Annotated in this window: 22 protein-coding genes; 7 read left to right on the top strand and 15 right to left on the bottom strand. The window is 68.3% G+C overall.

Annotated features, from left to right (window positions below):
• Window positions 1-139: 139 nt before the first annotated feature.
• Together JKL49_RS16150 and JKL49_RS16155 are read right to left on the bottom strand one after the other, a co-directional pair.
• Window positions 140-1,225: a retroviral-like aspartic protease family protein gene (locus tag JKL49_RS16150; protein WP_215341656.1), complete on the bottom strand. Its 1,086-nt coding sequence runs from the start codon at window positions 1,223-1,225 to the stop codon at window positions 140-142.
• A 153-nt stretch (window positions 1,226-1,378) separates the two neighbouring features.
• Window positions 1,379-3,019: a peptide ABC transporter substrate-binding protein gene (locus tag JKL49_RS16155; protein WP_215341658.1), complete on the bottom strand. Its 1,641-nt coding sequence runs from the start codon at window positions 3,017-3,019 to the stop codon at window positions 1,379-1,381.
• Window positions 3,020-3,065: 46 nt separating this feature from the next.
• Here JKL49_RS16155 and JKL49_RS16160 point away from each other — a divergent pair, with 46 nt between their 5' ends.
• On the top strand, window positions 3,066-3,563 hold the full coding sequence (locus JKL49_RS16160; RefSeq protein WP_215341659.1) for a hypothetical protein: 498 nt from the start codon (window positions 3,066-3,068) through the stop codon (window positions 3,561-3,563).
• Window positions 3,564-3,742: 179 nt separating this feature from the next.
• Here the strand turns inward: JKL49_RS16160 and JKL49_RS16165 are convergent, their stop codons facing one another.
• Window positions 3,743-4,651 carry an ABC transporter permease gene (locus JKL49_RS16165; RefSeq protein ID WP_215341662.1) on the bottom strand — a complete coding sequence of 303 codons (909 nt, stop codon included), beginning with the start codon at window positions 4,649-4,651 and terminating at the stop codon, window positions 3,743-3,745.
• Window positions 4,648-5,571 (bottom strand): oligopeptide ABC transporter permease OppB, encoded by a 924-nt coding sequence (gene oppB / locus JKL49_RS16170; protein WP_215341664.1) that lies wholly within the window; start codon window positions 5,569-5,571, stop codon window positions 4,648-4,650. Before oppB ends, JKL49_RS16165 begins: the two co-directional genes overlap by 4 nt.
• Window positions 5,572-5,684: 113 nt before the next feature.
• Between oppB and JKL49_RS16175 the strand changes: the two genes are divergently transcribed.
• Window positions 5,685-6,098: a TIGR01244 family sulfur transferase gene (locus JKL49_RS16175; RefSeq protein ID WP_215341666.1), complete on the top strand. Its 414-nt coding sequence runs from the start codon at window positions 5,685-5,687 to the stop codon at window positions 6,096-6,098.
• A gap of 50 nt (window positions 6,099-6,148) precedes the next feature.
• Here the strand turns inward: JKL49_RS16175 and JKL49_RS16180 are convergent, their stop codons facing one another.
• Window positions 6,149-6,313, bottom strand: coding sequence for a hypothetical protein (locus JKL49_RS16180; RefSeq protein WP_215341668.1), 165 nt, complete (start codon window positions 6,311-6,313; stop codon window positions 6,149-6,151).
• Window positions 6,314-6,464: 151 nt separating this feature from the next.
• On the opposite strand from JKL49_RS16180, the gene JKL49_RS16185 reads away from it, so the two are divergent.
• Window positions 6,465-7,364 carry an MBL fold metallo-hydrolase gene (locus JKL49_RS16185; protein ID WP_215341670.1) on the top strand — a complete coding sequence of 300 codons (900 nt, stop codon included), beginning with the start codon at window positions 6,465-6,467 and terminating at the stop codon, window positions 7,362-7,364.
• A 563-nt stretch (window positions 7,365-7,927) separates the two neighbouring features.
• Here the strand turns inward: JKL49_RS16185 and JKL49_RS16190 are convergent.
• The 6 genes from JKL49_RS16190 to pdxH form a co-directional block, all read right to left on the bottom strand.
• Entirely contained in the window at window positions 7,928-10,714 is a 2,787-nt protein-coding gene (locus JKL49_RS16190; protein WP_215341672.1) for a long-chain-fatty-acid--CoA ligase, read from the bottom strand.
• Between the two features lie 112 nt (window positions 10,715-10,826).
• On the bottom strand, window positions 10,827-12,266 hold the full coding sequence (locus JKL49_RS16195; protein ID WP_215341674.1) for a sulfatase-like hydrolase/transferase: 1,440 nt from the start codon (window positions 12,264-12,266) through the stop codon (window positions 10,827-10,829).
• Window positions 12,267-12,338: 72 nt separating this feature from the next.
• Window positions 12,339-12,776, bottom strand: coding sequence for a response regulator transcription factor (locus JKL49_RS16200; protein WP_215341676.1), 438 nt, complete (start codon window positions 12,774-12,776; stop codon window positions 12,339-12,341).
• A 33-nt stretch (window positions 12,777-12,809) separates the two neighbouring features.
• Entirely contained in the window at window positions 12,810-13,202 is a 393-nt protein-coding gene (locus JKL49_RS16205) for a hypothetical protein (RefSeq protein WP_215341679.1), read from the bottom strand.
• 112 nt (window positions 13,203-13,314) lie between these two features.
• Window positions 13,315-14,808: a bifunctional aminoglycoside phosphotransferase/ATP-binding protein gene (locus JKL49_RS16210; protein WP_215341680.1), complete on the bottom strand. Its 1,494-nt coding sequence runs from the start codon at window positions 14,806-14,808 to the stop codon at window positions 13,315-13,317.
• Complete coding sequence (pdxH, locus tag JKL49_RS16215) at window positions 14,805-15,470, bottom strand: pyridoxamine 5'-phosphate oxidase (RefSeq protein WP_215341682.1); 666 nt, start codon at window positions 15,468-15,470, stop codon at window positions 14,805-14,807. Before pdxH ends, JKL49_RS16210 begins: the two co-directional genes overlap by 4 nt.
• 81 nt (window positions 15,471-15,551) lie before the next feature.
• Between pdxH and JKL49_RS16220 the strand changes: the two genes are divergently transcribed.
• The 4 genes from JKL49_RS16220 to JKL49_RS16235 all read left to right on the top strand — a co-directional run bounded on the left by JKL49_RS16220 (window position 15,552) and on the right by JKL49_RS16235 (window position 18,542).
• Window positions 15,552-16,262, top strand: coding sequence for a DnaJ domain-containing protein (locus JKL49_RS16220; RefSeq protein WP_215341683.1), 711 nt, complete (start codon window positions 15,552-15,554; stop codon window positions 16,260-16,262).
• A gap of 139 nt (window positions 16,263-16,401) precedes the next feature.
• On the top strand, window positions 16,402-17,523 hold the full coding sequence (gene aroC / locus JKL49_RS16225; RefSeq protein ID WP_215341685.1) for a chorismate synthase: 1,122 nt from the start codon (window positions 16,402-16,404) through the stop codon (window positions 17,521-17,523).
• A gap of 192 nt (window positions 17,524-17,715) precedes the next feature.
• Complete coding sequence (locus tag JKL49_RS16230) at window positions 17,716-18,240, top strand: response regulator (protein WP_215341687.1); 525 nt, start codon at window positions 17,716-17,718, stop codon at window positions 18,238-18,240.
• A 77-nt stretch (window positions 18,241-18,317) separates the two neighbouring features.
• Window positions 18,318-18,542 carry a hypothetical protein gene (locus tag JKL49_RS16235; protein ID WP_215341689.1) on the top strand — a complete coding sequence of 75 codons (225 nt, stop codon included), beginning with the start codon at window positions 18,318-18,320 and terminating at the stop codon, window positions 18,540-18,542.
• A gap of 7 nt (window positions 18,543-18,549) precedes the next feature.
• On the opposite strand, the gene JKL49_RS16240 is transcribed toward JKL49_RS16235, so the two are convergent.
• From JKL49_RS16240 to queC, 4 genes are all read right to left on the bottom strand, one after another.
• Complete coding sequence (locus JKL49_RS16240; RefSeq protein WP_215341691.1) at window positions 18,550-20,964, bottom strand: TonB-dependent receptor plug domain-containing protein; 2,415 nt, start codon at window positions 20,962-20,964, stop codon at window positions 18,550-18,552.
• Window positions 20,965-21,048: 84 nt separating this feature from the next.
• Window positions 21,049-21,423: a 6-carboxytetrahydropterin synthase gene (locus tag JKL49_RS16245; RefSeq protein ID WP_215341694.1), complete on the bottom strand. Its 375-nt coding sequence runs from the start codon at window positions 21,421-21,423 to the stop codon at window positions 21,049-21,051.
• 34 nt (window positions 21,424-21,457) lie between these two features.
• Window positions 21,458-22,090 (bottom strand): 7-carboxy-7-deazaguanine synthase, encoded by a 633-nt coding sequence (gene queE / locus JKL49_RS16250; RefSeq protein WP_215341696.1) that lies wholly within the window; start codon window positions 22,088-22,090, stop codon window positions 21,458-21,460.
• Window positions 22,087-22,809, bottom strand: coding sequence for a 7-cyano-7-deazaguanine synthase QueC (gene queC / locus JKL49_RS16255; RefSeq protein WP_215341698.1), 723 nt, complete (start codon window positions 22,807-22,809; stop codon window positions 22,087-22,089). Before queC ends, queE begins: the two co-directional genes overlap by 4 nt.
• Between the last annotated feature and the right edge of the window lie 265 nt (window positions 22,810-23,074).

Consider the following 23,074-nt stretch of genomic DNA (forward strand, 5'->3'; position numbering starts at 1 on the left):
TCATGGCCGGGCTTGTCCCGGCCACCCATGATCTCCGTGGCGCGGTAAATGTCCGCGGCGGAGTCGCGCGTCCTGTGGTGAGGCGGAGATCATGGGTCCCCGGGACAAGCCCGGGGATGACGATGATAAACTGGAAAGGCTAACTCGGCGGGGCCGAGGCCGGCAGCCCGACCGCGCTCGGCGATGCCTTCGCGCCGGTCTCGAACACCACCTCGCGACGGCCGAAGTCGAGCTCGATGGTCTTGAAGTGGCGCATGACGTCCATCCCGATGAGGATGGCCGGGCGGTCCACCAGGTCCCAGATCTTGAAGGTGTGCAGGTCGGCGAAGACGCAGGACAGGTTGCCGATCCGCAAGCCCCCCAGGCGTAGACCCGGCAAACGCGCCAGGTCGCCTGAGACCGTCTGGCCCGTAGCGCTGACCAATTGCACCCGCAGGGTCTTCAGGGCCAGGCCCGGCTCCTGCAGGAAGGCGGCGTTGCGCAGGGCCAGGTTGCCCACCGTCGACTGGGCGCCTGAATCCAGGAAGGCGGTGATGGGCAGGCCGACGCCCACCTCGGCGTCGATGATGGTGAGCTGGCCGAACCGGTAGCGGGCCGGGACAACGACAAGGTTGGGATTGGCCATGGGAGTCGCCAGCCGCCCCGTGCCGCCGGTGGTGGCCACCTGCCGGAAACTGGAGTCCGACCGCGCGATGTTGAAGCGGTTGCGCTCGAAGTCGAGCTGGACGTCGCGCCGGGTCAGGACGTCCACCCCCAGCAGGCCGTCGGCCCCCAGGTTGCGGCGCGAGACCAGCGGCATCCGAAGGCGCTTGGTGACCACGCTGCCGATGATCATCTGGCGGACATAGACCGTCTCGGCGGGCTCGACTCCGGCGATGCCGTGGATCGCCGCGGTCCCGCCGCTGGGCAGGTTCAACCCTTGCGCGGTCTCGGCGGCCAGGACCGAGTGGTTGGCGCCGGTGTCGACCACGAAGGTGAAGGGTCCCTTGCCCTCCACCATCACCGGCACGGTCATCCGCTGGACCGGGTCGAAGCCGGCCTGCAGGGCGGTGTCGGGCGCGGGCGGCGGCGGGCTGGGCGCGGTGACGGGCGGCAGGGGCGTGTCGGTGAGGTTGACCTGGATCATCCGGCGCGGACTGGGCAGGGCCGTGGCGCAGGCGGCCAGCGGGCCGGTCGCCGCCAGACCCGCGATCAGGCCCCGTCGTGTCTGGTCGAACCCCGTCATGAGCTCAGCATCGCCCCCCTAGAGCATGATCGCTTTAGACGGAACCGCGTAGCGGTCCCGGCTGAAGCGTGAATCAGGCTCTGGCCTACATCTGGAGCCTGATTCACCGCATCGGCCGAATCGCGAAGCGATTCCACCTCAACGGATCAGGCTCTAGCGCATACAGAGCCAGCGCGACCGATGCTGATCGACGAGGTTATCCTTCCAGCCGGTGATCTTCGGCGAGACCAGGTTCTTGTTCACGTAGAAGAACACCGGCGCCACCGCGGCGTCCTCCAGCATGATGTGCTCGGCCTGGGCGAGGTAGCCGGCCCGAACCTTGACGTCGCTCTCGTTGTCGGCGCGGGCCAGCAGGGCGTCGAACACCGGGTTCTTGTAGTCGCCGTAGTTCTGCGACCCCGTCGACGACTGCTGCAGATAGAGGAAGCTCATGGCGTCGTTGAAATCGGCGATCCAGGCGGCGTCGGCGACCTGGAAGTCCCGCGAGCGATAGGCGGCATAGGCGATCTGGGTCTCGTTCTGCACCAGGGCCGCGTCGACACCGATGGCTTTCCAGTCGGCCTGGATGGCCGGCATGAACAGCATCGGGTCGGGGGTGTTGCGGTGCTTGATCTCGATCTTCAGCGGATTTTTCGGGCCATAGCCAGCCTGGGCCAGCAGTTGACGGGCCTCCACCTGTCGGCGTTCCAGCGGCCAGGTCGACCAGATCGGCGCGGCGGCTGGAACATAGTTGGCCACGCCCGGCGGCACGAAGGTGTAGGCCGGGGTCTGACCGCCACGCAGCAGCTTGCCGGTGATGAAGTCACGGTCGATGGCCATGTCGAGGGCCAGGCGCACGCGCTTGTCCTTGAAGGCCGGCACCGCGGAGTTGAAGGCGAGATAGGCCACGCCGAGATAGGTGTGGGTGTGGACGTATTCCGGCATCTTCTTGCGCAGGAAGGCGATGCGGTTGGACTGGATGTCGGCGTTCATGTCGAGCTCGCCGCGCAGCACACGGCGCTCGGCGCCGATGGCGTCGTTGGTGGGGTAGTAGTTGATCTGGTCGATGCAGACGTTCTTGGCGTCGTAGAAGCGCGGGTTCTTCACCACGCCGACATGGTCGCCGAGCGCCCAGCTCTTGAGCATGTAGGGGCCGTTGGAGATGTAGTGCGCCGGCTGGCTCCAGGCGTCGCCCCACTTCTCCACCACGTGCCTGGGCACCGGCAGCATGGTCTGATGCTTGGCCAGCTCGGTGATGTAGGGGGCGGGGTGCTCCAGGGTGATCTCCAGCACCTTGGGCGAGATGGCGCGCGCGCCGATCGCCGTATCGGGCAGCTTGCCCTCGTTCACCGGCTGGGCGTTCTTGATGAAGTAGATCAGCGACGCATATTCCGACGCCAGCTTCGGATTCAGAATGCGGCGCAGGGAGAAGACGAAGTCGTCGGCGGTGACCGGCACGCCGTCGGACCACACGGCGTCGCGCAGATAGAAGGTCCAGGTCTTGCCATCAGCGCTGGTGGTCCAGCGTTCGGCCATGCCCGGAATCGACTTGCCGTCGGCGTCGGAGGTCAGCAGCCCGATGGTCATGTCGGAGATGATCCGATCCTCCCACGTGCCGGTGGCCTTGTGCGGATCCAGCGTCGCGGGCTCCGAGCCGTTGCCGGCCTGCAGGCAGATCTGGCCGGCGGGACAGGCCGGACGTGAAGCCTTCTGCGAGCAACCGGCCAGGGCCAGGAGCGAAAAGGCGGCGAGCGCCACGATCAGCGGCTTGCCGCGCAACCGCAGCGCCTTATCAATGCGGGTAATCGAGATCATGAGGCCACGGATGACACAGTTTCCAACGCGCTTAAAGCTGGCCGCCTTGACCGCCTTTGTCCTTACGAGCGCATCGGCGGCCGCCGAGCCCAAGTCCGAGGCGCGGACGGCGGTCTTCCAGAACCTCATCGACTGCAAGGGCAAGACCGAGGCGGCCGAGCGGCTGGCCTGTTACGACGCCGCCGTCTCCAGCCTGGATGTCGCCGAGAAGAAGGGCGACATCGTGGTGGTGGACCGCGACCAGGCCCGCGCCGCGCGCAAGCAGGCCTTCGGCTTCACCATGCCGTCCCTGGCCATGTTCGACCGCGGCGAGAAGCCCGAGGACCTGGACCGGGTGACCACCACCGTGGTCCGCGCCTATCAGGGCGGCGACCGGCGCTGGACCGTGGAGCTGGAGGGCGGGGCGGTCTGGGCGCAGAACGACGACGAGACCCTGGGCCGTGCGCCCAAGCCCGGCTCCAAGGCCGAGATTCGCAAGGCCTCCATGGGATACTTCATGAACCTCGACGGCCAGCACGCGGTGCGGGCCCGGCGGGTGAAGTAGGGATAGGAAGGCCTTCTCCCCGTGCGGGAGAAGGTGGCCGGTCGGAGACCGGTCGGATGAGGGGTCACACTCCCCTCTCCGCGCATCGTCCAACTGCCCTTACCCGATAGGCCTAGCGACCCCTCATCCGACCCTGCTCCGCAGGGCCACCTTCTCCCGCAAGGGGAGAAGGACATCCTTCACCGGTCCTTCGGATCAATCGCGTCGCGCAGGCCGTCGCCGATGAAGTTGAAGCTCATCAGGGTGACCACCATGGTCAGCGACGGGAAGACCAGCAGCCACCAGGCCAGCTCCATGTCCTGGGCGCCGCCGGCGATCAGGGTGCCGAGCGAGGCCATGGGCGGCTGCACGCCGAGACCGAGGAAGCTCAGGAAGCTCTCGGCCAGGATGACGGCCGGGATGGTCAGGGTGACATAGACCACCACCGGCCCCAGCAGGTTGGGCACGATGTGCTTGGCGATGATCGAGCCCTGGGTCAGGCCGGCCGCGCGGGCCGCCTCGACGAATTCCTTGTGCTTCAGGGACAGGGTCTGGCCGCGCACGATCCGGCTCATGGTCAGCCACTCCACCGCCCCGATGGCGATGAAGATCAGGATGATGTTGGAGCCGAAGGTCACCATCAGCAGGATCACGAAGAAGATGAAGGGCAGCGAGTAGAGCACGTCGACGATTCGCATCATCACCTCGTCCACCACCCCGCCGACGAAGCCCGCCACCGCGCCCCAGGCGACGCCGATGACCAGCGAGACCAGGGTGGCGATGAGGCCGATGGCCAGCGACACCCGCAGACCCATCAGCAGCCGGGCCAGCAAATCACGCCCCAGCGAATCGGCGCCCAGCAGATGGCCGCCGGTGAGCGGAGCGGCCCAGACGTCGCCCTTGTTGATCTGGTCGTAGGCGAAGGGGACCACGTGCGGGCCGATGATCGCCACCAGCACCAGCACGGCCAGCATGATCATGCCGCCGACCGCGCCCCAGTTGCGCAACAGCCGACGCCGCGCGTCATCCCACAGGCTGCGGCCGCGGACGGCGGTCTCCATGAGGGCCGCGCCTTCGCGCGAGCCGGGAGCGAGAATAGGAGTGCTCACGACAACCTCACGCGGGGATCGAGGACCGCATAGAGCAGGTCGGCGACCAGGTTCAGGAACAGGATCAGGGCGGCGTAGAAGATCACCATGCCCATGACGACGGTGTAGTCGCGCTGCAGGGCGGAGATCACGAAGAACTTTCCCAGGCCCGGCAGGTTGAAGATCTTCTCCACCACCAGGGAGCCGGTGAGCAGGCCCGCACAGGCGGGGCCGAGGTAGCTGACCAGCGGCAGGATGGCGGCGCGCAGGGCGTGCTTGAACACCACCCGGTGGGCCGGCAGGCCCTTCGCGCGGGCGGTGCGGACATAGTTGGAATGCAGCACCTCGATCATGCCCGCCCGGGTCAAGCGCGAGATGATGGCGATCTGCGGCAGGGCCAGCACGGTGATCGGCAGGATCAGGTTGGCGATCGCCCCGTCATTCCAGCCGCCATTGGGCAGCCATTGCAGGATCGAGCCGAACAGCAAAACCAGCAGCGGGGCGGTGACGAAGGTGGGGATACAGACCCCGATGATGGCCACCCCCATGACGCCGTAGTCCACCCAGCCGTTCTGCCGCAGCGCCGCCATGACCCCCAGGGTCACGCCGATGGCGCCGGCCAGGGTGATGGCCGAGAGGCCGAGCGTCAGGCTGACCTTGAAGTTCTCCTGCAGGATCTGCAGGACGGTCTTGTCCTTGTATTTCAGGGACGGTCCGAAATCGCCGTGCAGCACGCCCTTCAGATAGTCGACGTACTGGGCGCCGAGCGGCTTGTTCATCCCGTACTTGGCCATGACGTTGGCCTCGATCTCGGGGGACAGCTTGCGGTCCATGTCGAAGGGGCTGCCGGGCGCCGCGCGCATCATGAAGAAGGCGAGCGTGACGACGAGGAACAGCGTCGGGATGGCCACGAGGAGTCGGCGGCCTATGAAACGCAACATGGATTTGGGAGCTCGAGGTGGAGGGCCTTTTGACGGCCGGGCGTTGCGAAAGTTTCATCGCCCCCCGATGATGTCAACGAAGGGCCTCCTCCCAACTCAAGTGAAGTCAGACCATGATCGAATTTCGACGCGTCACCGACCAACTCTCCGTCAGCCCCCAGATCACCCTGGAGGACCTGCAAAGGGCCGCCGACCTGGGGTTCAAGCTGGTGATCAACAATCGCCCCGACGGCGAGGACGCGGCCCAGCCGACGAGCGCGCAGGTCGAGACCGCGGCCAAGGCGGCGGGCCTGGCCTATGCCTACATCCCGGTTCGCGGCGGTCCGACCCAGGATCAGGTGGCGCAGGAACGGTCGATTCTGGAGAATTCCGAGGGCCCGGTGCTGGCCTTCTGCCGGTCAGGCACGCGGTCGATCATCACCTGGTCGCTGGGCGAGGCCATGGACGGCGCGCGGTCCCGCGACGAATTGGTCGAGCTTGGGCAGCAGGCCGGCTACGACCTGAACGGTGTGCTGCCGGCATCCTAAGGTGCGTGCGATGGCCGCCAAAACCGGTGACCACTTTTGGCTATCGCACTCTAACCAGGGTATGAAATGGGCACGCGGACCGCGCCCAGCAGGGCCGGTTCGTCGGGCTCGCAGCTGGCCATCGTGAGAACCAGTTGCGCCGTCATGAGACACATCAGGGCGAAGACCACCCGCTGAAGCCGTTTTGAAACAAACATCACCGCCTGCGCCGCCATAACCGCCTCACAATCCTGAACTGAGGCGTCACAGCGCAAAGAGCGCGCCGCGGGAGTCGATAAACGCCTCCCGCTTCTTTAGTTTATCGCGTGACGGTCGCCTGAACCGGTACCCACTTCAGGCTGTCACGCTTCCGAAGGAGACCGCCCGATGATTCCCTATGTCCGCGAGATCAAGTTCGACTACGGCAAGGTGGACCAGGTCTCGCCGTTGATCCGGCGGGTGGTGGCCAACAATCCTGGGCCCTTCACCTATCTGGGCACCGGCACCTATATCGTCGGGCGCGGCGAGGTGGCGGTGATCGATCCCGGCCCCGACATGGATGACCATCTGGAGGCGATCCTGGCGTCCCTGGAGCCGGGCGAGACGATCACCCACATCCTGATCACCCACCACCACTCCGACCACTCACCGCTGGCCGGGCCGCTGAAGGCCCGCACCGGCGCGCCTATCTATGGCTGCGCCGTGGCCCACGCGCCCACCGACGACAGCGGCGTGCGGATGGAGGCCGGCCACGACCACGACTTCGCCCCCGATGTCAGCCTGTGCGGCGGCGGCCAGGTGATCGAGGGGCCGGGTTGGACCATCGAGGCCATCGCCACCCCGGGCCATACCTCCAACCACATCTGCTACGCGCTAAGGGAGGAGAACGCCCTGTTCTCCGGCGACCACATCATGGGCTGGTCGACGACGGTGATCACGCCGCCGGACGGCGACATGACCGACTACATGGACAGCCTGGACAAGGTGAAGGCCCGCGAGTTCTCGGTGCTGTGGCCGACCCACGGCCCGCCGATCACCGATGTCACCCCCTTCATCGACGCCTATATCGCCCACCGCCGGGCTCGCGAGGCCCAGGTGCTGAAGGCGGTGACCGAAGGCCACGGCAAGATCCGCGAGATGGTGCCGGTGCTCTATGCCGACGTCGATCCGCGGCTGCACCCGGCCGCCGCCCGCTCGGTGCTGGGCCACATGATCGACCTGGTGCGGCGGGGGATGGTGACGACGGACGGAGAGCCCGGGCCGGACAGCGAGTACCGGGCGGCGTGAGTGAGGCGTGAGTGAGGCTTGGATGTCGCATCGAGGGAGGTCCACACCGAAGCCGAGATCTGACGAAATCGAGCGTGCCGTCACCAACATTACCGCAACATGCGGGCTAGGTTGCTAGTCCCTAGCGGATATTTTTCGTAACGCGACCCCTATCCTAACGAGATCGCTCAATGCACCGAAAGATGGGAGGGCTTAGCTTCGGTCTGAAAACTCCTCCGCGGCACGCATAAGCAATATTCCTAACAGAGAACACCCCGATACAAAGAAAAGAATCACAGCGAAAACCTGCACTATCGTGTTATCTAAATAATGTGAGACAATCGCTACAAGCATTAATATCGAAAATGAAGATACGAGAGATACTCTCAGGGCCCTTCTGAATTTCCGAATTCTTTGCCTCTTTTCTTCGAACGACATTCGATCTCCCTTGGCGATATATTCCTACCCAATATCGAGACAAGATCATCCTAGATTTGCGAATCCCGAAGGGTCACTCACTTCAGCCGAGTGACGCTCCTGTGGCTTTGGCCACGCTAGTGAACCCAGCCCCAACGCCCAGAAAATCAGCTCCGCATCGCGCCGATGAGCTCCGTCACCCGGGCGCAGTTGGCGCCGGAGTCGGCGACGGGGACGCGGCTGATGGCGCGGACGTCGATGCGGGTCCCCTGGGGGGCCGGCAGCAGGCGGACCACCACGTCGTTCTTGAATCCGAAAGCGGTGCTGCGGCCGGTGGCCTCGATGCGGCCCGATGCCGGATCGTCGGTGACCAGAGTCAGGCCCGCCTGCTCGACGGCGGCCTTGGCCTTGGCGTAGGCGGCGCCCGGGGCGGCCGACAGCAGCAGGGGGCGCGCCTGGGCGCAGGTCTCGGCGTTGATGTCGGCGATGCGGCGGCCGGCATAGGGGGCGGAATCCAGCGGCCGGATGGGGTCGGCCTCCACCATGATCGCCTCAGGCCCCCGCTCGCGCATCATCTTCTGCGAGAAGGTCAGGGGCATGGTCCAGTCGGTGGAGACATCGTTGATCGGCGGATTGGTCACCTGGGCCTGGCGGGCCCAGATATAGGCCCCGAAGGTCGCGCCGCAGAGGATCAGCACCATCAGGGCGCGGGCCCAGTAGCGGCCGAATCCTGAGAACAGGGCGATGATGATCCCCAGCAGGCCGGCGGCCACGGCGATCAGGGCCACCTTGGGCGCCCATTCCAGGGCGATGACCCCCAGGCCGGTCTTCCAGTCCATCAGGCCGTAGCGGGTGCCCAGCATGCCGGCGCCCACCATGACGGCCGGCGCCAGGGCCACCAGGGTGGCGAGGTTCAGATAGAAGCTCGCGAACCCGCCGCCCTTGCGCTTGGCGGGCTTGGGGCGGGCGAACGACAGGGGCTCGTCGGCCGCGGACGCCGTGGCTAGGGTCAGGGGCGCGGCGGTCTCGGCGGCGTGGGTCTCGACCGGCGGCTCAGCGTGGAAAGGGACCAGGGGCTCCGCCGCGGCCCCCACGGCCGGGGTGTCGGTGAGCGTGGGTGTCACCACGGTCAGGCCGGAATAGGTCTCTTCCTGGGTCGGCTTGGCGGCCGGCGACCAGCCGGTGTGGTCGGCCTCCGGCTCGGCATGGGTCTCCGCCACGGGTTGCGGATGAGCCTCGGCGACGGGCTCCGGATGAGTCTCCGGCTCGGGCGCGTAGATCTTGGGCTCGTGCGGGGCGGCCAGTGCGATGGCCGAGGCCGCCGCCGCGACGGCGGTGGGCAGGACATAGTCGGCCATCCGCGTGCGGATCAGCTTCTTGTCGATCTTGCCGGTGGCGCCCAGCGGGATGTCATCGACGAAGACCACGTCGTCGGGCGTCCACCACTTGGCGATCTTGCCTTCCAGGAACGCCAGGAACTCTTCCTTGGTCGCCGTCTGGCCGGGACGCAGCTTGACCAGCAGCAGGGGGCGCTCGTCCCACTTGGGGTGCGGCATGCCGATGACGGCGGCCAGTTCGGCCTTGGGGTGGCCGGCGGCGATGTTCTCGATCTCGATGGTGCTGATCCACTCGCCGCCGGACTTGATGACGTCCTTGGCGCGGTCGGTGATCTGCATGAAGCCGTGCTCGTCCAGGGTGGCGACGTCGCCGGTGTCGAAGAAGCCCTGGTCGTCGAGGATGTGTCCGCCGTCGCCCTTGAAGTACTCCCCCACCACGAACGGGCCCTTCACCAGCAGCTTGCCGAAGGTGTGGCCGTCGCGGGGCAGGTCGTGGCCGGCGTCGTCGGTGAGGCGCAGGTCGATGCCCAACGGCGGACGGCCCTGCTTGAGCTGAAAGCGGAGCTGGTCCTCGTCGCTCATGGCGGCGATCTTGTGGTTGGGGGTGGCCTGGGTGCCCAGGGGCGAGGTCTCGGTCATGCCCCAGGCGTGGGTGACGGCCACGCCGTAGTCGTCGCGGAAGGCGCGCACGATGGCCTCGGGCACGGCCGATCCGCCGATGACCACGCGCTTGAGGCTGCTCAGCGTGCCGTTGGTGTCGCGCAGGTGGGTCAGCAGCATCTGCCAGACCGTGGGCACGGCGGCCGAGAAGGTGACCTGTTCGCTCTCCAGCAGTTCGTGGATGGAGGCGCCGTCCAGCTTCGAGCCCGGCATCACCAGCTTGGCGCCCACGGCGGGCGCGGAGAAGGCCACGCCCCAGGCGTTGGCGTGGAACATCGGCACCACCGGCAGGACGGTGTCGAGCGCGCCGATGCCGAGCACGTCGGCGCCCATGGTGACCAGGGTGTGCAGGAAGTTCGAACGGTGGGTGTAGAGCACCCCCTTCGGATTGCCCGTGGTGCCGGAGGTGTAGCAGAGGCCGGCCGGCGAATTCTCGTCGAAGCCACCCCAGACGGCGTCCTCCGACACCTGGCTCAGCAGGCTCTCATAGGAATGGGCGCCGGGCAGGTCGGCGGTCATGTGGGCGTCGTCGGTGAAGACGATGATGTGCTGGACGGTGGGGATCTGATCGCGGATTCCGGCCAGGATCGGCAGGAAGGTCAGGTCGGTGAAGATGATCTTATCTTCAGCATGGTTGATGATGTAGACGAGCTGCTCGGCGAACAGCCGCGGGTTGAGGGTGTGGCACACAGCCCCCATGCCCATGATCCCGTACCAGGCCTCGATGTGGCGGGCGGTGTTCCAGGCCAGGGTCGCGACGCGGTCGCCGGGCTGGATGTTCAGACCCCGCAGGACATTGGAGACGCGCTTGGCCCGCGCATGGACCTGCGCATAGGTGGTGCGCACCATGGGGCCCTCGACGGAGCGCGAGACGATCTCGCGGTCACCGTGCCAGGACTTGGCGTGGTCGATGATCCGATCGACCGTCAGCGGCCAGTCCTGCATCCTGCCTTGCATCGAAAAGCGTCCTCCACTGGGCCTCTAGGGGGCCGCGCGACAAGCTAGTTTCCACAGGGCCCGGACGCAACGCCGCGCGCCCCAGACGCGAAGGGTTTGGTTACTGTTTGCGTCAGGCGTGCACGGCCGGCCAACGCCCTGTGCCGCCGTTGTCGATCAGCAGGCCGGTCAGGGTGCGGTCGGTGTGCTGCGCGCGCCAGGTGAGCATGGCCTGGGCGTGTGACAGCACGACACTGGTGTCGGTGACAGGCGTCCGCCAGGTGGGGTCGGCGGCCAGGTCGAAACACAGCCAGGCGCCGTCGCCGAACTGGACATAGGCGGCGGTGTCGGAACGCAGCACGGCCAGGTTCTGCTGTTCCAGCCGCCGGTCCCAGGGCCAGGCCTGCGGGCCCTTGGCGATGTTGGAGCCACGCCAGTCGAACTCCCAGTGGGCGGCGGCGCGCCACTGCGGCGGGTCCTCGCCCGCGAGGAAGGGCGTCAGCGGCAGGCCGTCGCACTGGTCGGGGACCGGAACACCCATGGCCTCGCAGAGGGTGGGCAGGACATCGACGTTCTCGGTGAAGCGGTCGACCACCGTGCCGTGGGCCTGCGGCGCGCGCGGATCCCGCACGATGCCCAGGATATGATAGCTCTCCTCGAAGAAGCCCGACTTCTGGATCAGGCCGTGGTCGCCCAGTTGCTCGCCGTGGTCGGCGGTGACGACGATGAAGGTGTCCTGCCACTGGCCCGAGGCCTCCAGGGCGGCCCAGAGGCGGCCAAGCTGGTGATCGACCTCGCTGACCATGCCGAAATACTGGGCCTGGAGCTGGGCCATCTCGGTGGCGTCCTCCGGCGCGCCCATCGCCCGCAGCAGGCCGTCATGCAGGCGGTGGCGGTCGTCCGAGGGCGCGATGGGCGGGGCCATGTCGGCGGGATCGTACATCGTCGCGAAGTGACCCGCCGCGCCGTAGGGCGGGTGGGGACGAAGCTGGGACAGGTGGGCGAACCAGGGGCCGTCCTGGGCCTCGATCCAGTCCAGCAGGACGTCGGTGTGGTAGGCCGACAGGCTGTGCTCGGCGGGGCGGCCGGGCTCGCCGCCCACCGCGCCCTCATAGTCGTCGGGAACCTCGTGGCCGAGGCTCCGCAGCCAGTCGATCCAGACGCCGGGATTGTGGGTGGCGAAGTTGAGGCCCACCTCGAAGCCCGGCAACACGCCCTCCCAGGACTTGAAGCGCGGGTCGTCGAGGCCGGTCGTGTCGCGGGGGTCCACCGCCTGGTCGGTGTAGCCGAACAGGGTCGGCGTGTAGCCCGCCCGCCGGGCGGCCTTGGCGAGGTTGTCGAAGCGCCGGTCCAGCGGCGTGCCGTTGGCCACCACCCGGTGATTGAGCTGGTAGGTCCCTGTGTAGAGGCTGGCGCGGCCCGGACTGCAGGGCGCGGCCTGGCTGTAGTGGCGGGCGAACCGCACGCCCTCGCGGGCCAGCCGGTCCAGGTGCGGGGTCCGCACGATCGGGTGACCGGCGCAGGCGAGCGCGTCGCCGCGGAACTGATCGAGGGTGATGAAGAGGATGTTCACCGCTCACAATGACCGCAGCTTCACCGCGAAGGGAAGCGGAGGTTGTCTGGCGAGCTGAGCGCTCCCCAGCCCTTAGACCATCGCGGTGCGGGCGACCTGCGCGCTAGGCAGTGGGGTGGCCGGGGCGTGACGGCGGAACTGACGGGCGACACGCTCCAGCATATCGGCGCCGCTGAAAGGCTTGATCAGGCAATCGCGGGCGCCGAGCTTCACCGCCCGCTGGATGTCCTCGGCAGACAGCTTCTTGCCCATCACCAGCACGGGAAAATGGATACCGTCGCCCCGCGGGTTGAGGGCGCGCAGCACGTCGAAGCCGTCCATCTCCGGCAGGTTCAGCTCCAGGACTATGGCGGCCGGGCGGGCTGTCTTGATGGTCTCCAGGGCGGCGGGGCCCGTGCGGGCGACAAAGGTATGGCAGCCGGCGAGGTCGAAACGAATCTGCAGCAGCTCCAGCACGGTGCGGTCGACGTCGCAGATCAGGATTCTGCGGCCCTGGCTCTCAAGGTTCATCGGGCGTCCCCGTTTCGCATCGCGCCGGCGGCGTCAGAACAGGTCAAGGTCGCCCGCCTCGTCGCCGTCATTGATGCCCTTCTCCTCACCGCCGAGGGCGCTGAACATGCGGTCGGCCAGGGCGCCGAGGGTCATCCCACCCAGCGCGTCCTCCACGGAGGCGGTCACCTCCTCGGGGATTCCGGCGCTGAGGTGGCGGGCGAAGGTCGAGAGGCTGGTGAGCTGCTGGCCCAGCAGATCGACCGTGTGCATGCCCTCCACCAGCTTCTCGCGGTGCTCCGGCGGCAGGATGGTCATCAGTTGACCGATCAGGACGTCGAGCTTCATGCAGCGGGCGCCGGCCAGTTCGATCTCCCAGGCCAGGACCCCCACCATGCTGGACACGCTGGCCTCCAACACCTCGGCGGTCTGTAGTTGCGCGCCCATAACACCGATCTCCGAATTGCAAGATCGGACCCTGGGGCGCAGTGCCTAACAGAGCGTGAACCCGGATGGAGGTGAGACGAACTCCCACTATGTCCAGCCCGCGGTCGGTCGGTCAGCCGCGCGCGTAGCGGATCGACCAGGCTTCCGTGGAGTCCTCAGCCGGGCCGGAGGCGTCGACGTGGGTCCAGGTCACCTCGCCGACATCGCGGTCGAGCTGCATCTGGAGGGTGGCTTGAGTCGCATCCGACGCGTCGCCGGTGCGGCCCTCGATACGGGCGGCGAGGATCTCGGGCGCGGCCTCCAGCCAGACGCCGTGGAAGGTGACCCCCATCTCGGCGGCCAGAGCCTCGGCGCGGGCGCGCAGGCCCGGCGCGATGAAGGTGGCGTCCAGGACCACCGCACGGCCGGCGGCCAGCAGGGCGCGGGCGTCGGCGAACATCGTGTCGTAGACCTCCTGGTAGAAGGCCGGGGAATAGACGGCGGAGCTGAGCTTGGCGTCCGGCGCGACGCCGAGCAGGCGCTTGCGGACCTCGTCGGTACGCAGCACCACCGCGCCGGGCGAGGCGCCGAGGCCGGGGGCGATCAGGCGCGCGAAGGTGGACTTGCCGGTTCCCGAGAGTCCGCCGACCGCCGCCAGGCAGGGCGCCACCGGGATCAGGTGGGCGATGGCGGCGTCGAGATAGGCCACGGCCCCCGCATCGTCGCCGCTATAGGCGCAGACGTGGGACCGGACGGCGGCGCGAACCGAGAGCATAAGCGGCAAGGCGGCCATGCCGGCCCGTAGCTCGTCGCCCCAGCCCCGGGCGGCCTGGTCGAAATAGGCCGACAGCGCGCGGACCGCCGCGTCGGAGCGCCGGCGGAACTGCAGATCCATCAGCAGGAAGGCCAGGTCGTACTGGACGTCGATCTCCGACAGCACGTCGTTGAACTCGATGCAGTCGAACAGGATCGGGCGGCCGTCCTCCAACAGGATATTCCCCAGGTGCAGGTCGCCGTGGCAGTGGCGGCCGAAGCCCGCCGCCTTGCGGGCCTCCAGCAGGGGCTCCAGGCGGTGGTACTCGGCGTCGGTGGCGATGACCGCCTGCTCGACGCGCTCGGTCCCCAGACGGGCGGCCAGGCCCCGCAGCAGCTGGGCGTTGGAGTCGATGGTGTATTTCAGCGCCTTGCCGCCACCGCCGTTGGGGCGCACCGGCGCCTGCGCATGGAAGCCGGCCACCGTGCGGCCCAGCGCGTCGGCGAGTTGGCCGTCCACGGCCCAGGGCTGGGCGGCCAGCACCGCATGCTCATCGAAGCGGCGCATCTCCAGGGCGAACTCGACCGTCTCGCCGGCGCCGTCCAGTTCCAGGCCACCGTCGCTGGTCCGCGTGACCTTCCGGACCGCGCGGTAGATGTCCGAGGCCGCGGCGCGGTTGAAGCTCAGTTCGCGCTCCAGGGCCCAGTGGCGCAGGTCGAGGGTGGAGTAGTCGAGATAGCCCAGCTCCACCCGGCGCTTGACCTTGAAGGCCTGCTCGCCGGCCAGATAGACCCGGGCGCAGGCGGTCTCGATGGCGCGGTCGGCCTTGGCCTCGAACCAGGCGGCGACCTCGGCTTCCTGCGGATCGGTCAAGGATAGAGCCGCTGGGTGGTCCAGCCCGAGCCCTCGCGCACGAACACCAGCCGTTCGTGCAGGCGGAAGGGGCGGTCGCGCCAGAACTCGATGACGTGGGGGGTGATGCGGAAGCCGCGCCAGTGGGGCGGGCGCGGAACCTTGCCGAGGCCGAACTTCAGGCCGTACTCGGCGATGCGCTTTTCCAGGGCCAGGCGGTCGGGCAGGGCCTGCGACTGCTGGGAGGCCCAGCCGCCGATCTGGGCGGGCTTGGCGCGGGTGGCCCAATAGGCGTCGGCCTCGGCCTCGCTGACGTGGGAGACGGGCCCACGCACCCGGACCTGGCGGCGCAGGGACTTCCAGTGGAACAGCAGCCCGGCCTGAGGGTTGGCCGCCAGCTCCAGGCCCTTGGCGCTCTGTTCGTTGGAATAGAAGACGAAGCCGCGCTCGTCGGCGTCCTTCAGCAGCACCATCCGCACGTCGGGCAGGCCGGCCGCGTCGGCGGTGGCGAGCGCCATGGCGTTGGCGTCGTTGGGCTCCTTGACCACGGCCTCCGCCAGCCAGGCGGAGAACAGGGCCATGGGGTCCTCCTCCGACAGCAGCGGAAGCGGTGCGGCCTCCGTGACGCTGCGGACGTAGTCGTCCTCGGTGGGCGAGGCGGGGATGGCGGGCTTGTCACTCATGGTTCCGCATATAGCGCAGAGGTCGCTCAAGCGTCAGGGGCTTAACCCCCCATTGACCGCGTCTTCCTAAGACTGTGCGCGATGGCTGGTGAGACCTCCACGACGATGAGCGCGAAACGGGCGCGCGAGGTGCTGGGGGCAGGCCCCCTCGCCGGTCCCGCCGAGCTGCGCCGCGCCTTCCGCGAGGCCGCCAAGCGCGCGCACCCCGACCGCAAGGGGGGTGACGCCGAGCGCTTCCGCGAAGTCGTCGAGGCCTATCACATCCTGCAGACCGCCCCGGCTCCGCGGGATCGGGTCAGCCAGCCGCCGGCCACCGTCGCCCGGCCGATGGCCGCCTCCCCCACCCTTGCCGTGCCGCCGCTGATCGCCATGACCGGCGGGAAGGTGGAGCACCGGCTGCCCGACGGCCGCCGGGTGAAGATCGACCTGCCCCCCGGCATGCGGGCTGGCGACACCGTCCGGGCCGGGAACGCCGAACTCGAGGTCGCCATCCGTGGCGACGGCGAGATGATGGTGCGCGGCGACGATCTGTGGATCACCGTGAAGATCGAGCCGCGCCTGCTGGCCGAGGGCGGCCGCATCGGGGTGGAGACCCCGCTGGGCCGCCGTGTCGTCTGGCTGACCAAGAAGGCGGGAGAACGCGGCCTGATCCGGCTGGTGGGCCAGGGTCTGCCGTCGCGGGGCCGCCACCGCCAGGGCCACCTGTTCCTGCGCCTGGCCGCCGACAGCGTCACGAGCGATTCTGCCGCCCGCGCCCAGCTCCGTCGGTTCGCCGCGGCCTGGGCGGCGTAGAGCCTTCCCGTTTCGACTTCGAAACGGATGAGAAGGCTCTAACACTTGGAGTTTAGGGCGTGACGGGCGCCGGAACCGGTGGCCACTTCAGGCTGTCACGCCCTAGCCATCCCAACTCTGCGCGGTTAGAAGCGCGGCCATGTCGCACAACAGCTTCGGCCATCTGTTCCGCGTGACCACCTGGGGCGAGAGCCATGGTCCGGCCCTGGGCTGCGTCGTCGACGGCTGTCCGCCAAACATCCAGCTCACCGCCGAAGAGGTCCAGGTCTGGCTCGACAAGCGCCGCCCTGGCCAGGGCAAGTTCGTCACCCAGCGCCAGGAGCCGGACGCGGTGAAGATCCTGTCGGGCGTGTTCGCCGACGAGCGCACCGACGGCCAGGTCACCACCGGCACGCCGATCTCGATGATCATCGAGAACGTCGACCAGCGCAGCCGCGACTATGGTGAGATCGCCCAGGCCTTCCGCCCCGGCCACGCCGACTACGCCTATTTCGCCAAGTACGGGGTGCGCGATTATCGCGGCGGCGGCCGGGCCTCGGCCCGGGAGACCGCCGCCCGGGTCGCCGCCGGCGCCGTGGCCCGCAAGATCCTCGGCGGCGTGACGATCCGCGGCGCCGTGGTGCAGATCGGGCCCCACGCCATCGACCGCAATCGCTTCGACTGGGACCAGACCACCGAGAACCCGTTCTGGTGCCCGGATCCCGCGATGGTCAGCGTCTGGGAAGAGCACCTTGAGACCGTGCGCAAGGCCGGCTCGTCGACCGGCGCCATCGTCGAGGTGGAAGCTGTGGGCGTGCCCGCCGGCTGGGGCGCGCCGATCTATGGCAAGCTGGACGCCGAACTGGCCGGGGCCCTGATGTCCATCAACGCCGCCAAGGGCGTGGAGGTGGGCGCGGGCTTCGCCTCGGCGGCCTTCTCCGGCGAGGAGAACGCCGACGAGATGCGCATGGGCAACGACGGCCCGATGTTCCTGTCCAACAGCGCCGGCGGCGTCCTGGGGGGCATCTCCACCGGACAGTCGGTCGTGGCGCGTGTGGCGTTCAAACCGACCTCTTCGATCCTCTCCCTGCGCCAGTCGATCAATGAGGCCGGCGAGGAGATCGATCTGCGCACCAAGGGTCGCCACGACCCCTGCGTGGGCCTGCGCGCCGTGCCGGTGGTGGAGGCGATGACCGCCTGCGTCCTGGCCGACGCCTTCCTGCGGCACCGGGCCCAGACGGGTGGCGGCGCCCACTTGCCCGGTAAAGTAGCAGACCGCTGACGCTTAGCTTGGCCGCGAAGCCAAGCTTCACATTGCGGCGCGCAGATCGATTTGATCGCACAGCGTTATTGCCCGTTGACCGAACAGGTTCGACGCCGGTATCTGAGCGCCTGCCGCGCCGCCGGTCCAGACACCTCCAACCGCCGCAGCGTCTATTTTTCTAGGTTAGATTGTAGGGCGAACCCCAACCCCGTGCGGCTTGAAGTCCTCAAGATCCTGGTTGTCGACGACAACCACCACATGCGGATGATGCTGTCCGAAATCCTGCGCGCCGTGGGACTGCAGAACATCTACGAGGCCGGCGACGGGGCCGAGGCCCTGCAGCAGATGCGCGCCCATCCCATCGACATCGTCCTGACCGACCTGGCCATGGAGCCGCTGGACGGCCTCGATTTCGTGCGCCTGCTGCGCAATTCCCCCGACAGCCCCAACCCGATGATCCCGGTGATCATGATCACCGGCCACTCGACCATGCGCCGGATCAGCGAGGCCCGCGACGTGGGCATCAACGAGTTCCTGGCCAAGCCGCTGACCACCCGCGGTGTGCTGGACCGGCTGCAGAAGGTCGTCGACCATCCGCGCCCCTATGTGCGGACCGACGACTACTTCGGCCCCGACCGCCGCCGCAAGGTGGACCCCAAGTACGAGGGGCCCCTGCGTCGCGCCGCCGACCGCCAGGCCGCGGGGCCGCAGGCGCGCCTGCCCACCAAGCGCTAGAAGGCCGCAGGGCGATCCTCGCCACGTTTTGGTATCGATTGTGGGTTAACCCTGAGCGACCACCCGGGGACCCCGCCATGACCATCGCCCGCACCGCCGCCACCGCGGCTCTGATCGCCGCGCTCGGCGTCTCGCAGTCCGGCTGCATCGCCATGGCCGCCGGCGCGGTCATCGGCACCGCCGTGGGCGTCACCGGCGCGGCCGTCGGCATGACCGCCAAGGGCGTGGGCATGGCGGGCCGTGCGATCATCCCCGGCGACAGCAAGAAGGACGACGAAGGCAAGGACCGCAAGCGGCGCTGATCGCGCCTCAGAACCGGTAGCCGACCCGGGCGTAGTAGAAGCCGCCGTTGATGCCGAAGGGCGAGAAGGCCGGGTAGACCTCCACGGCGGGGTTGCCCGCCGCGGCGCTGGCGGCGAGGCCGGCGGCGTTCACCCGGTTGGGATGGACGTCGAAGAGGTTGTTGGCCCCGAACTTCAGACTCACCTGCTTGGTCAGGTCGTAGCCCACCACCAGGTCGGTGATCAGCTTGGCGCCGGCCTTGTCGAGATAGTAGCGGCCATCGCCCGGATCGGAGAAGCGCGAGGTCTGGCCGTACCAGGTCTCGCGCAGGTCAACGCTCCAGCCTCCAGCCTGCCAAAGCGCGCCCGCCACCAGCTTCATCTTCGGTGAGGCGGTCTCCAGGGTGGAGAGCGCGACCTTGTCGAACAGGCTCTGGCCCGACGCGGCCAGTTGCACGGGCGTGGCCCGCACGCCGGTGACCTTGGTCTGGTTGTAGTTGGCGGCCACGGTCCAATCGATGCGGCCGGGCGCGCCGTAACTGTTCGACCAGGTGACCACCAGGTCGGCGCCGCGGGTGCGGGTATCCACCCCGTTGGAGAAGACATTGACGCCACTGAAGGGCACGGGCTCCAGCACGTTGCCGTTGGCGGCGATGGCGGCGTTGACCGCCGCCGACTGGACCACGCCGTTGTAGTAGCCGTAGAGGGTGCCCGAGCCCACGACGCGGTCCTCGACCTCGATCTGGTAGGCGTCGAGGGTGACCACCACGCCGCCGCCGGGGCGGACCAGGACGCCTGCGCTCAAGTTCACCGACGTCTCCGGCTTCAGCCTGTCGATGCCGATCAGGGCGGCGGCAGGCGCATTGGGCGGCAGTTGGACGAAGGCGGAGTTCGGCTGGACGTTGGTGGCCGAGTAGTAGCTCTCCGCCAAGGTCGGGGCCCGGAAGCCGGTGCTGGCGGTGCCGCGGAGGGCGAAGGCGGGCGTCACGTCCCAGCGGCCGGTGAGCTTGCCGACGGTGGTGGACCCGAAGTCGCTGAACCGCTCGTGGCGCAAGGCCACATCGAGGGTCGTGTCGGGCGCCGGCGCGAAGGCCAGGTCGGCGTAGACCGCCCAGTTGTCGCGGCTGTGCTCGCCGGCGTCGGTCAGGGCGAAGCCGGGATAGGACTGCGAGCCCGCCTTGTAGCGCGAGGCCGGATCGCCGGCCTTGATCTCATAGATCTCCGCCCGGCGCTCAGCCCCGAGCGCGAAGGTCGCCGGCCGCGCCAGCAGCCGGAATGGGCGGGCGAGGTCGAGGGTGGTGGTCCACTGGGTGGCGATGAAATCGCCGGCGTGGAAAGCCGAGGGCGTCTTTCCGGTGTCCTTGTAGAGGTCGACATTGGCGGAGTTGGTGATGTTGACCGCGATATCGTCGCGGCCCCAGGTGCTCGACAGGTCCCAGGTCCAGCCGGCGGCCGCGCCGGCGATCCCGCCGGTCAGGGCGTAGTCCTGCTCCTTGGTGGTGTCGATCGGGTTGAAGCCCAGGGGATAGAGGGCGGGCAGCCGGGTTGGCAGGCGGAAGTTGGCCCAGCCGCCGCCGTACTTGGCCCCATAGGTGGCGGTGGCGTAGGCGCGCATATCGCCGCCCAGGTCCGCGCCTGCGTTCACGGTGACCAGGTTCAGCTGATAGCGCGCGTCGCCGAAGATCTTGTTGAGCTGCGGATAGCCGGACAGGTTTTTCCAGTCCGGATGGGCGCCGGACGCGATCGCCTGCTCCACCCGCTGATCGGGCCCGCCGCGGTTGGAATAGCTGTGGTAGCGCGACAGGGCGGTCACATTGACGAAGGCGCCGTCGGCGGGGGCGAAGCCGGCGTTCAGAGAGACCTCGCCGGTGTCCCCGTCGCCCTCGAAATACTGGCCGACCATGACATCGGCGCCGCCGCCGTCCACATCCTGCTTGAGGATGATATTGATGACGCCGGCGATGGCGTCGGAGCCGTACTGCGCCGCCGCCCCGTCCTGCAGCACCTCGATCCGCGCGATGGCCGCGGGCGGAATGAAGTTCAGGTCGGCCGCCGCGCCGCCCTGATAGGCGCCCGACAGGATCGCCAGGTTTGAGGTGCCGTGCCGGCGCTTGCCGTTGATCAGCACCAGGGCGTGGTTGGGGCTGAGCCCCCGCAGGCGCGCCGAGAGGGTCTCATTGGCCATGTCGCCGCCCACCGCCTGGGCGGTGAAGGACGGAACCATGAGGGCCAGCGCATTGACGAAGTCGGTGGCGCCGACGCGCTCAAGGACCGCCTGGCTGACCACCTGGATCGGGGCGGCGCTGTCGCTGGCCCGCAGGCCGGTGACCCGCGTGCCGGTGACGATCAGCTCATCGACCGAAGTCTCGTCGGCGGCCAGAGCCTGGCCCGCCAGGCCAAGGCCAAGCAGCGCGGCGCATGCCGTCCCGAACCATTTGCGCATCGACGTTCCCCCCGGAAGCTTCACCGGGCGGCTTAGAGCTCAGGAAGCGGCCACGTCAACCCGTGAGGGTTGCAGTCGAAGGGCTTAGTCCACCGCCATCGAGCAGCTCTCGCTGATGGTCGGCCGCGAGACCACGATGCGGCACAGGCCCGGGAACGGGGCCTTCAGGCGCTCGGCGAAATAGAGGCAGAGGTGTTCGAGGGTCGGGCGTTCGAGGCCCGGCTTCTCGTTGAGCAGGCCGTGATCCAGCTCGGCGGCGACGGCGCGCAGGGCGGCGTCCAGGTCGGCCAGGTCGGCGACCCAGCCCACCGGCTCCTGCGGGGTCCCACGCACGGTGGCCTCCACCTTGAAGGAGTGGCCGTGCAGGCGCGAATAGGGCCGGTGCTCGGGCCCATCCTCAAAATAGTGCGCCGCGTCGAAGGTCGCGGCCTTGGTGATCTCGAAAATCGGGGTGGTCATTCGCTGTCTTTGGCTCGCTAAGCGCAGGCGCGGCTTAGGGAATGCCGAGATATTTGTGGGTTTGGACGCTTAAACGCCACTGGGGGTGGGCGAGGCAATAGGCGATCGCCGCCTGGGTGTTTTCCACTCTGGCGGGCCCGTCCATAGGTTGAAGGAGAAAGCGCTCGAAATCCCAGCCTTCGAAAGCAGCCGGATCGACGTTCACCTGCGGAAAGACCAGCTTCAGCTCCTGGCCCGTGCGCTGCACGACGGGGGCGGCGGCCTTGGGACTGACGCAGATCCAGTCGATCCCGGCCGGCGCCGCCAGGGTGCCGTTGGTCTCCAGCGCGATGGTGAAGCCGCGCGCATGCAGGGCGTCGATCAGGACGGGGTCCAGCTGCAGCAGGGGCTCGCCGCCGGTGCAGACCACCAGACGGTTGTCGGGGCCGCCGGTCCACTTGGCGGCCACGGCGTCGGCCAGGGCGTCGGCGGTGGGAAAGCGGCCGCCGCCCTCCCCGTCCATGCCCACGAAGTCGGTGTCGCAGAAGCTGCAGACGGCGGTGGCCCGGTCCTGCTCGCGGCCGCTCCACAGGTTGCAGCCGGAAAAGCGGCAGAAGACGGCGGGACGGCCGGCCTGTCCTCCCTCCCCCTGCAGGGTCAGGAAGATCTCCTTGACCGAATAGCTCACAGGGCCAGCTCCGGACGCCCGGCGGCGACCCACTCGTTCCAGCCCTTCACCCGCAGGTCGCAGGCCGGGCAATCGCCGCAGCCGTGGCCCCAGGCGTGCAGCTCGCCGCGTTCGCCGCGGTAGCAGGTGTGGCTGTCGGCGACGATCAGCTCCACCAGGGCCTCGCCGCCGAGGGTCTTCGACAACGCCCAGGTTTGCGCCTTGGTCAGCTTCATCAGCGGGGTCTCGATGACGAAGTCCTGGGCCATGCCCATGTTCAGGGCGGTCTGCAGCGCGTCGAGGGTGTCGCGGCGGCAGTCGGGATAGCCGGAGAAGTCGGTCTCGCACATGCCGCCCACCAGGAAGCCGGCGTTGCGGCGGTCGGCCAGCGCCGCGGCATAGGTCAGGAACACCAGGTTGCGGCCAGGGACGAAGGTGTTGGGCAGGCCCTTCTCGGTGATCTCGAAAGCGCGCTGCGTGGTCATGGCGGTCTCGCCGACCGCGCCGAACCCGGTCAGGTCGAGGACGTGGTCGCAGCCGAGCTTGCCGGCCCACTGGGGAAAGCGCTCGACGATGCCGGCGCGGACCACCTGGCGCTGGGCCATCTCCACGGCGTGGCGCTGGCCATAGTCGAAGCCGACGGTCTCGACATGGTCATGGCGCTCCAGGGCCCAGGCCAGGCACACGCTGGAGTCCTGGCCGCCGGAGAACAGCACGAGGGCGCGGGAGGGTTGGCTCATGGTCCTCATATGCGTCAGACGGGGCCAAATCGGAAGGCTTGCGCGACGCCGCGCCGCGCCAGGGTGTGGCGGGGCTGCGAGAGGTGGCGGGGCGGGTTCGCCGTTGAGGCGATCCCCAACTCGCCCATCCCTTGCGAAATCAGGGGCGGGCGCCCTTAGGGAAGCTTTTGAGAGCTTGGTATTTGCGCCACATGATGGCCAAAAAACGTCTGAGTGAACGGCGTTCATATACCGCTGTCCGTTGACAGACTCTAGATCGCGGCGT

The sequence above is a fragment of the Phenylobacterium glaciei genome, from assembly GCF_016772415.1.
Taxonomy (GTDB): Bacteria; Pseudomonadota; Alphaproteobacteria; order Caulobacterales; family Caulobacteraceae; genus Phenylobacterium; species Phenylobacterium glaciei.

Coding starts and splice junctions, on each gene's coding strand:
- JKL49_RS16190 (WP_215341672.1), bottom strand. CDS start 10,714: ATGCAAGGCAGGATGCAGGACTGGCCGCTGACGGTCGATCGGATCATC.
- JKL49_RS16235 (WP_215341689.1), top strand. CDS start 18,318: ATGACCATCGCCCGCACCGCCGCCACCGCGGCTCTGATCGCCGCGCTC.
- aroC (WP_215341685.1), top strand. CDS start 16,402: ATGTCGCACAACAGCTTCGGCCATCTGTTCCGCGTGACCACCTGGGGC.
- JKL49_RS16155 (WP_215341658.1), bottom strand. CDS start 3,019: ATGATCTCGATTACCCGCATTGATAAGGCGCTGCGGTTGCGCGGCAAG.
- oppB (WP_215341664.1), bottom strand. CDS start 5,571: ATGTTGCGTTTCATAGGCCGCCGACTCCTCGTGGCCATCCCGACGCTG.
- JKL49_RS16180 (WP_215341668.1), bottom strand. CDS start 6,313: ATGGCGGCGCAGGCGGTGATGTTTGTTTCAAAACGGCTTCAGCGGGTG.
- JKL49_RS16175 (WP_215341666.1), top strand. CDS start 5,685: ATGATCGAATTTCGACGCGTCACCGACCAACTCTCCGTCAGCCCCCAG.
- JKL49_RS16185 (WP_215341670.1), top strand. CDS start 6,465: ATGATTCCCTATGTCCGCGAGATCAAGTTCGACTACGGCAAGGTGGAC.
- JKL49_RS16245 (WP_215341694.1), bottom strand. CDS start 21,423: ATGACCACCCCGATTTTCGAGATCACCAAGGCCGCGACCTTCGACGCG.
- JKL49_RS16150 (WP_215341656.1), bottom strand. CDS start 1,225: ATGACGGGGTTCGACCAGACACGACGGGGCCTGATCGCGGGTCTGGCG.
- JKL49_RS16200 (WP_215341676.1), bottom strand. CDS start 12,776: ATGAACCTTGAGAGCCAGGGCCGCAGAATCCTGATCTGCGACGTCGAC.
- queC (WP_215341698.1), bottom strand. CDS start 22,809: ATGAGCCAACCCTCCCGCGCCCTCGTGCTGTTCTCCGGCGGCCAGGAC.
- pdxH (WP_215341682.1), bottom strand. CDS start 15,470: ATGAGTGACAAGCCCGCCATCCCCGCCTCGCCCACCGAGGACGACTAC.
- JKL49_RS16220 (WP_215341683.1), top strand. CDS start 15,552: ATGGCTGGTGAGACCTCCACGACGATGAGCGCGAAACGGGCGCGCGAG.
- JKL49_RS16240 (WP_215341691.1), bottom strand. CDS start 20,964: ATGCGCAAATGGTTCGGGACGGCATGCGCCGCGCTGCTTGGCCTTGGC.
- JKL49_RS16205 (WP_215341679.1), bottom strand. CDS start 13,202: ATGGGCGCGCAACTACAGACCGCCGAGGTGTTGGAGGCCAGCGTGTCC.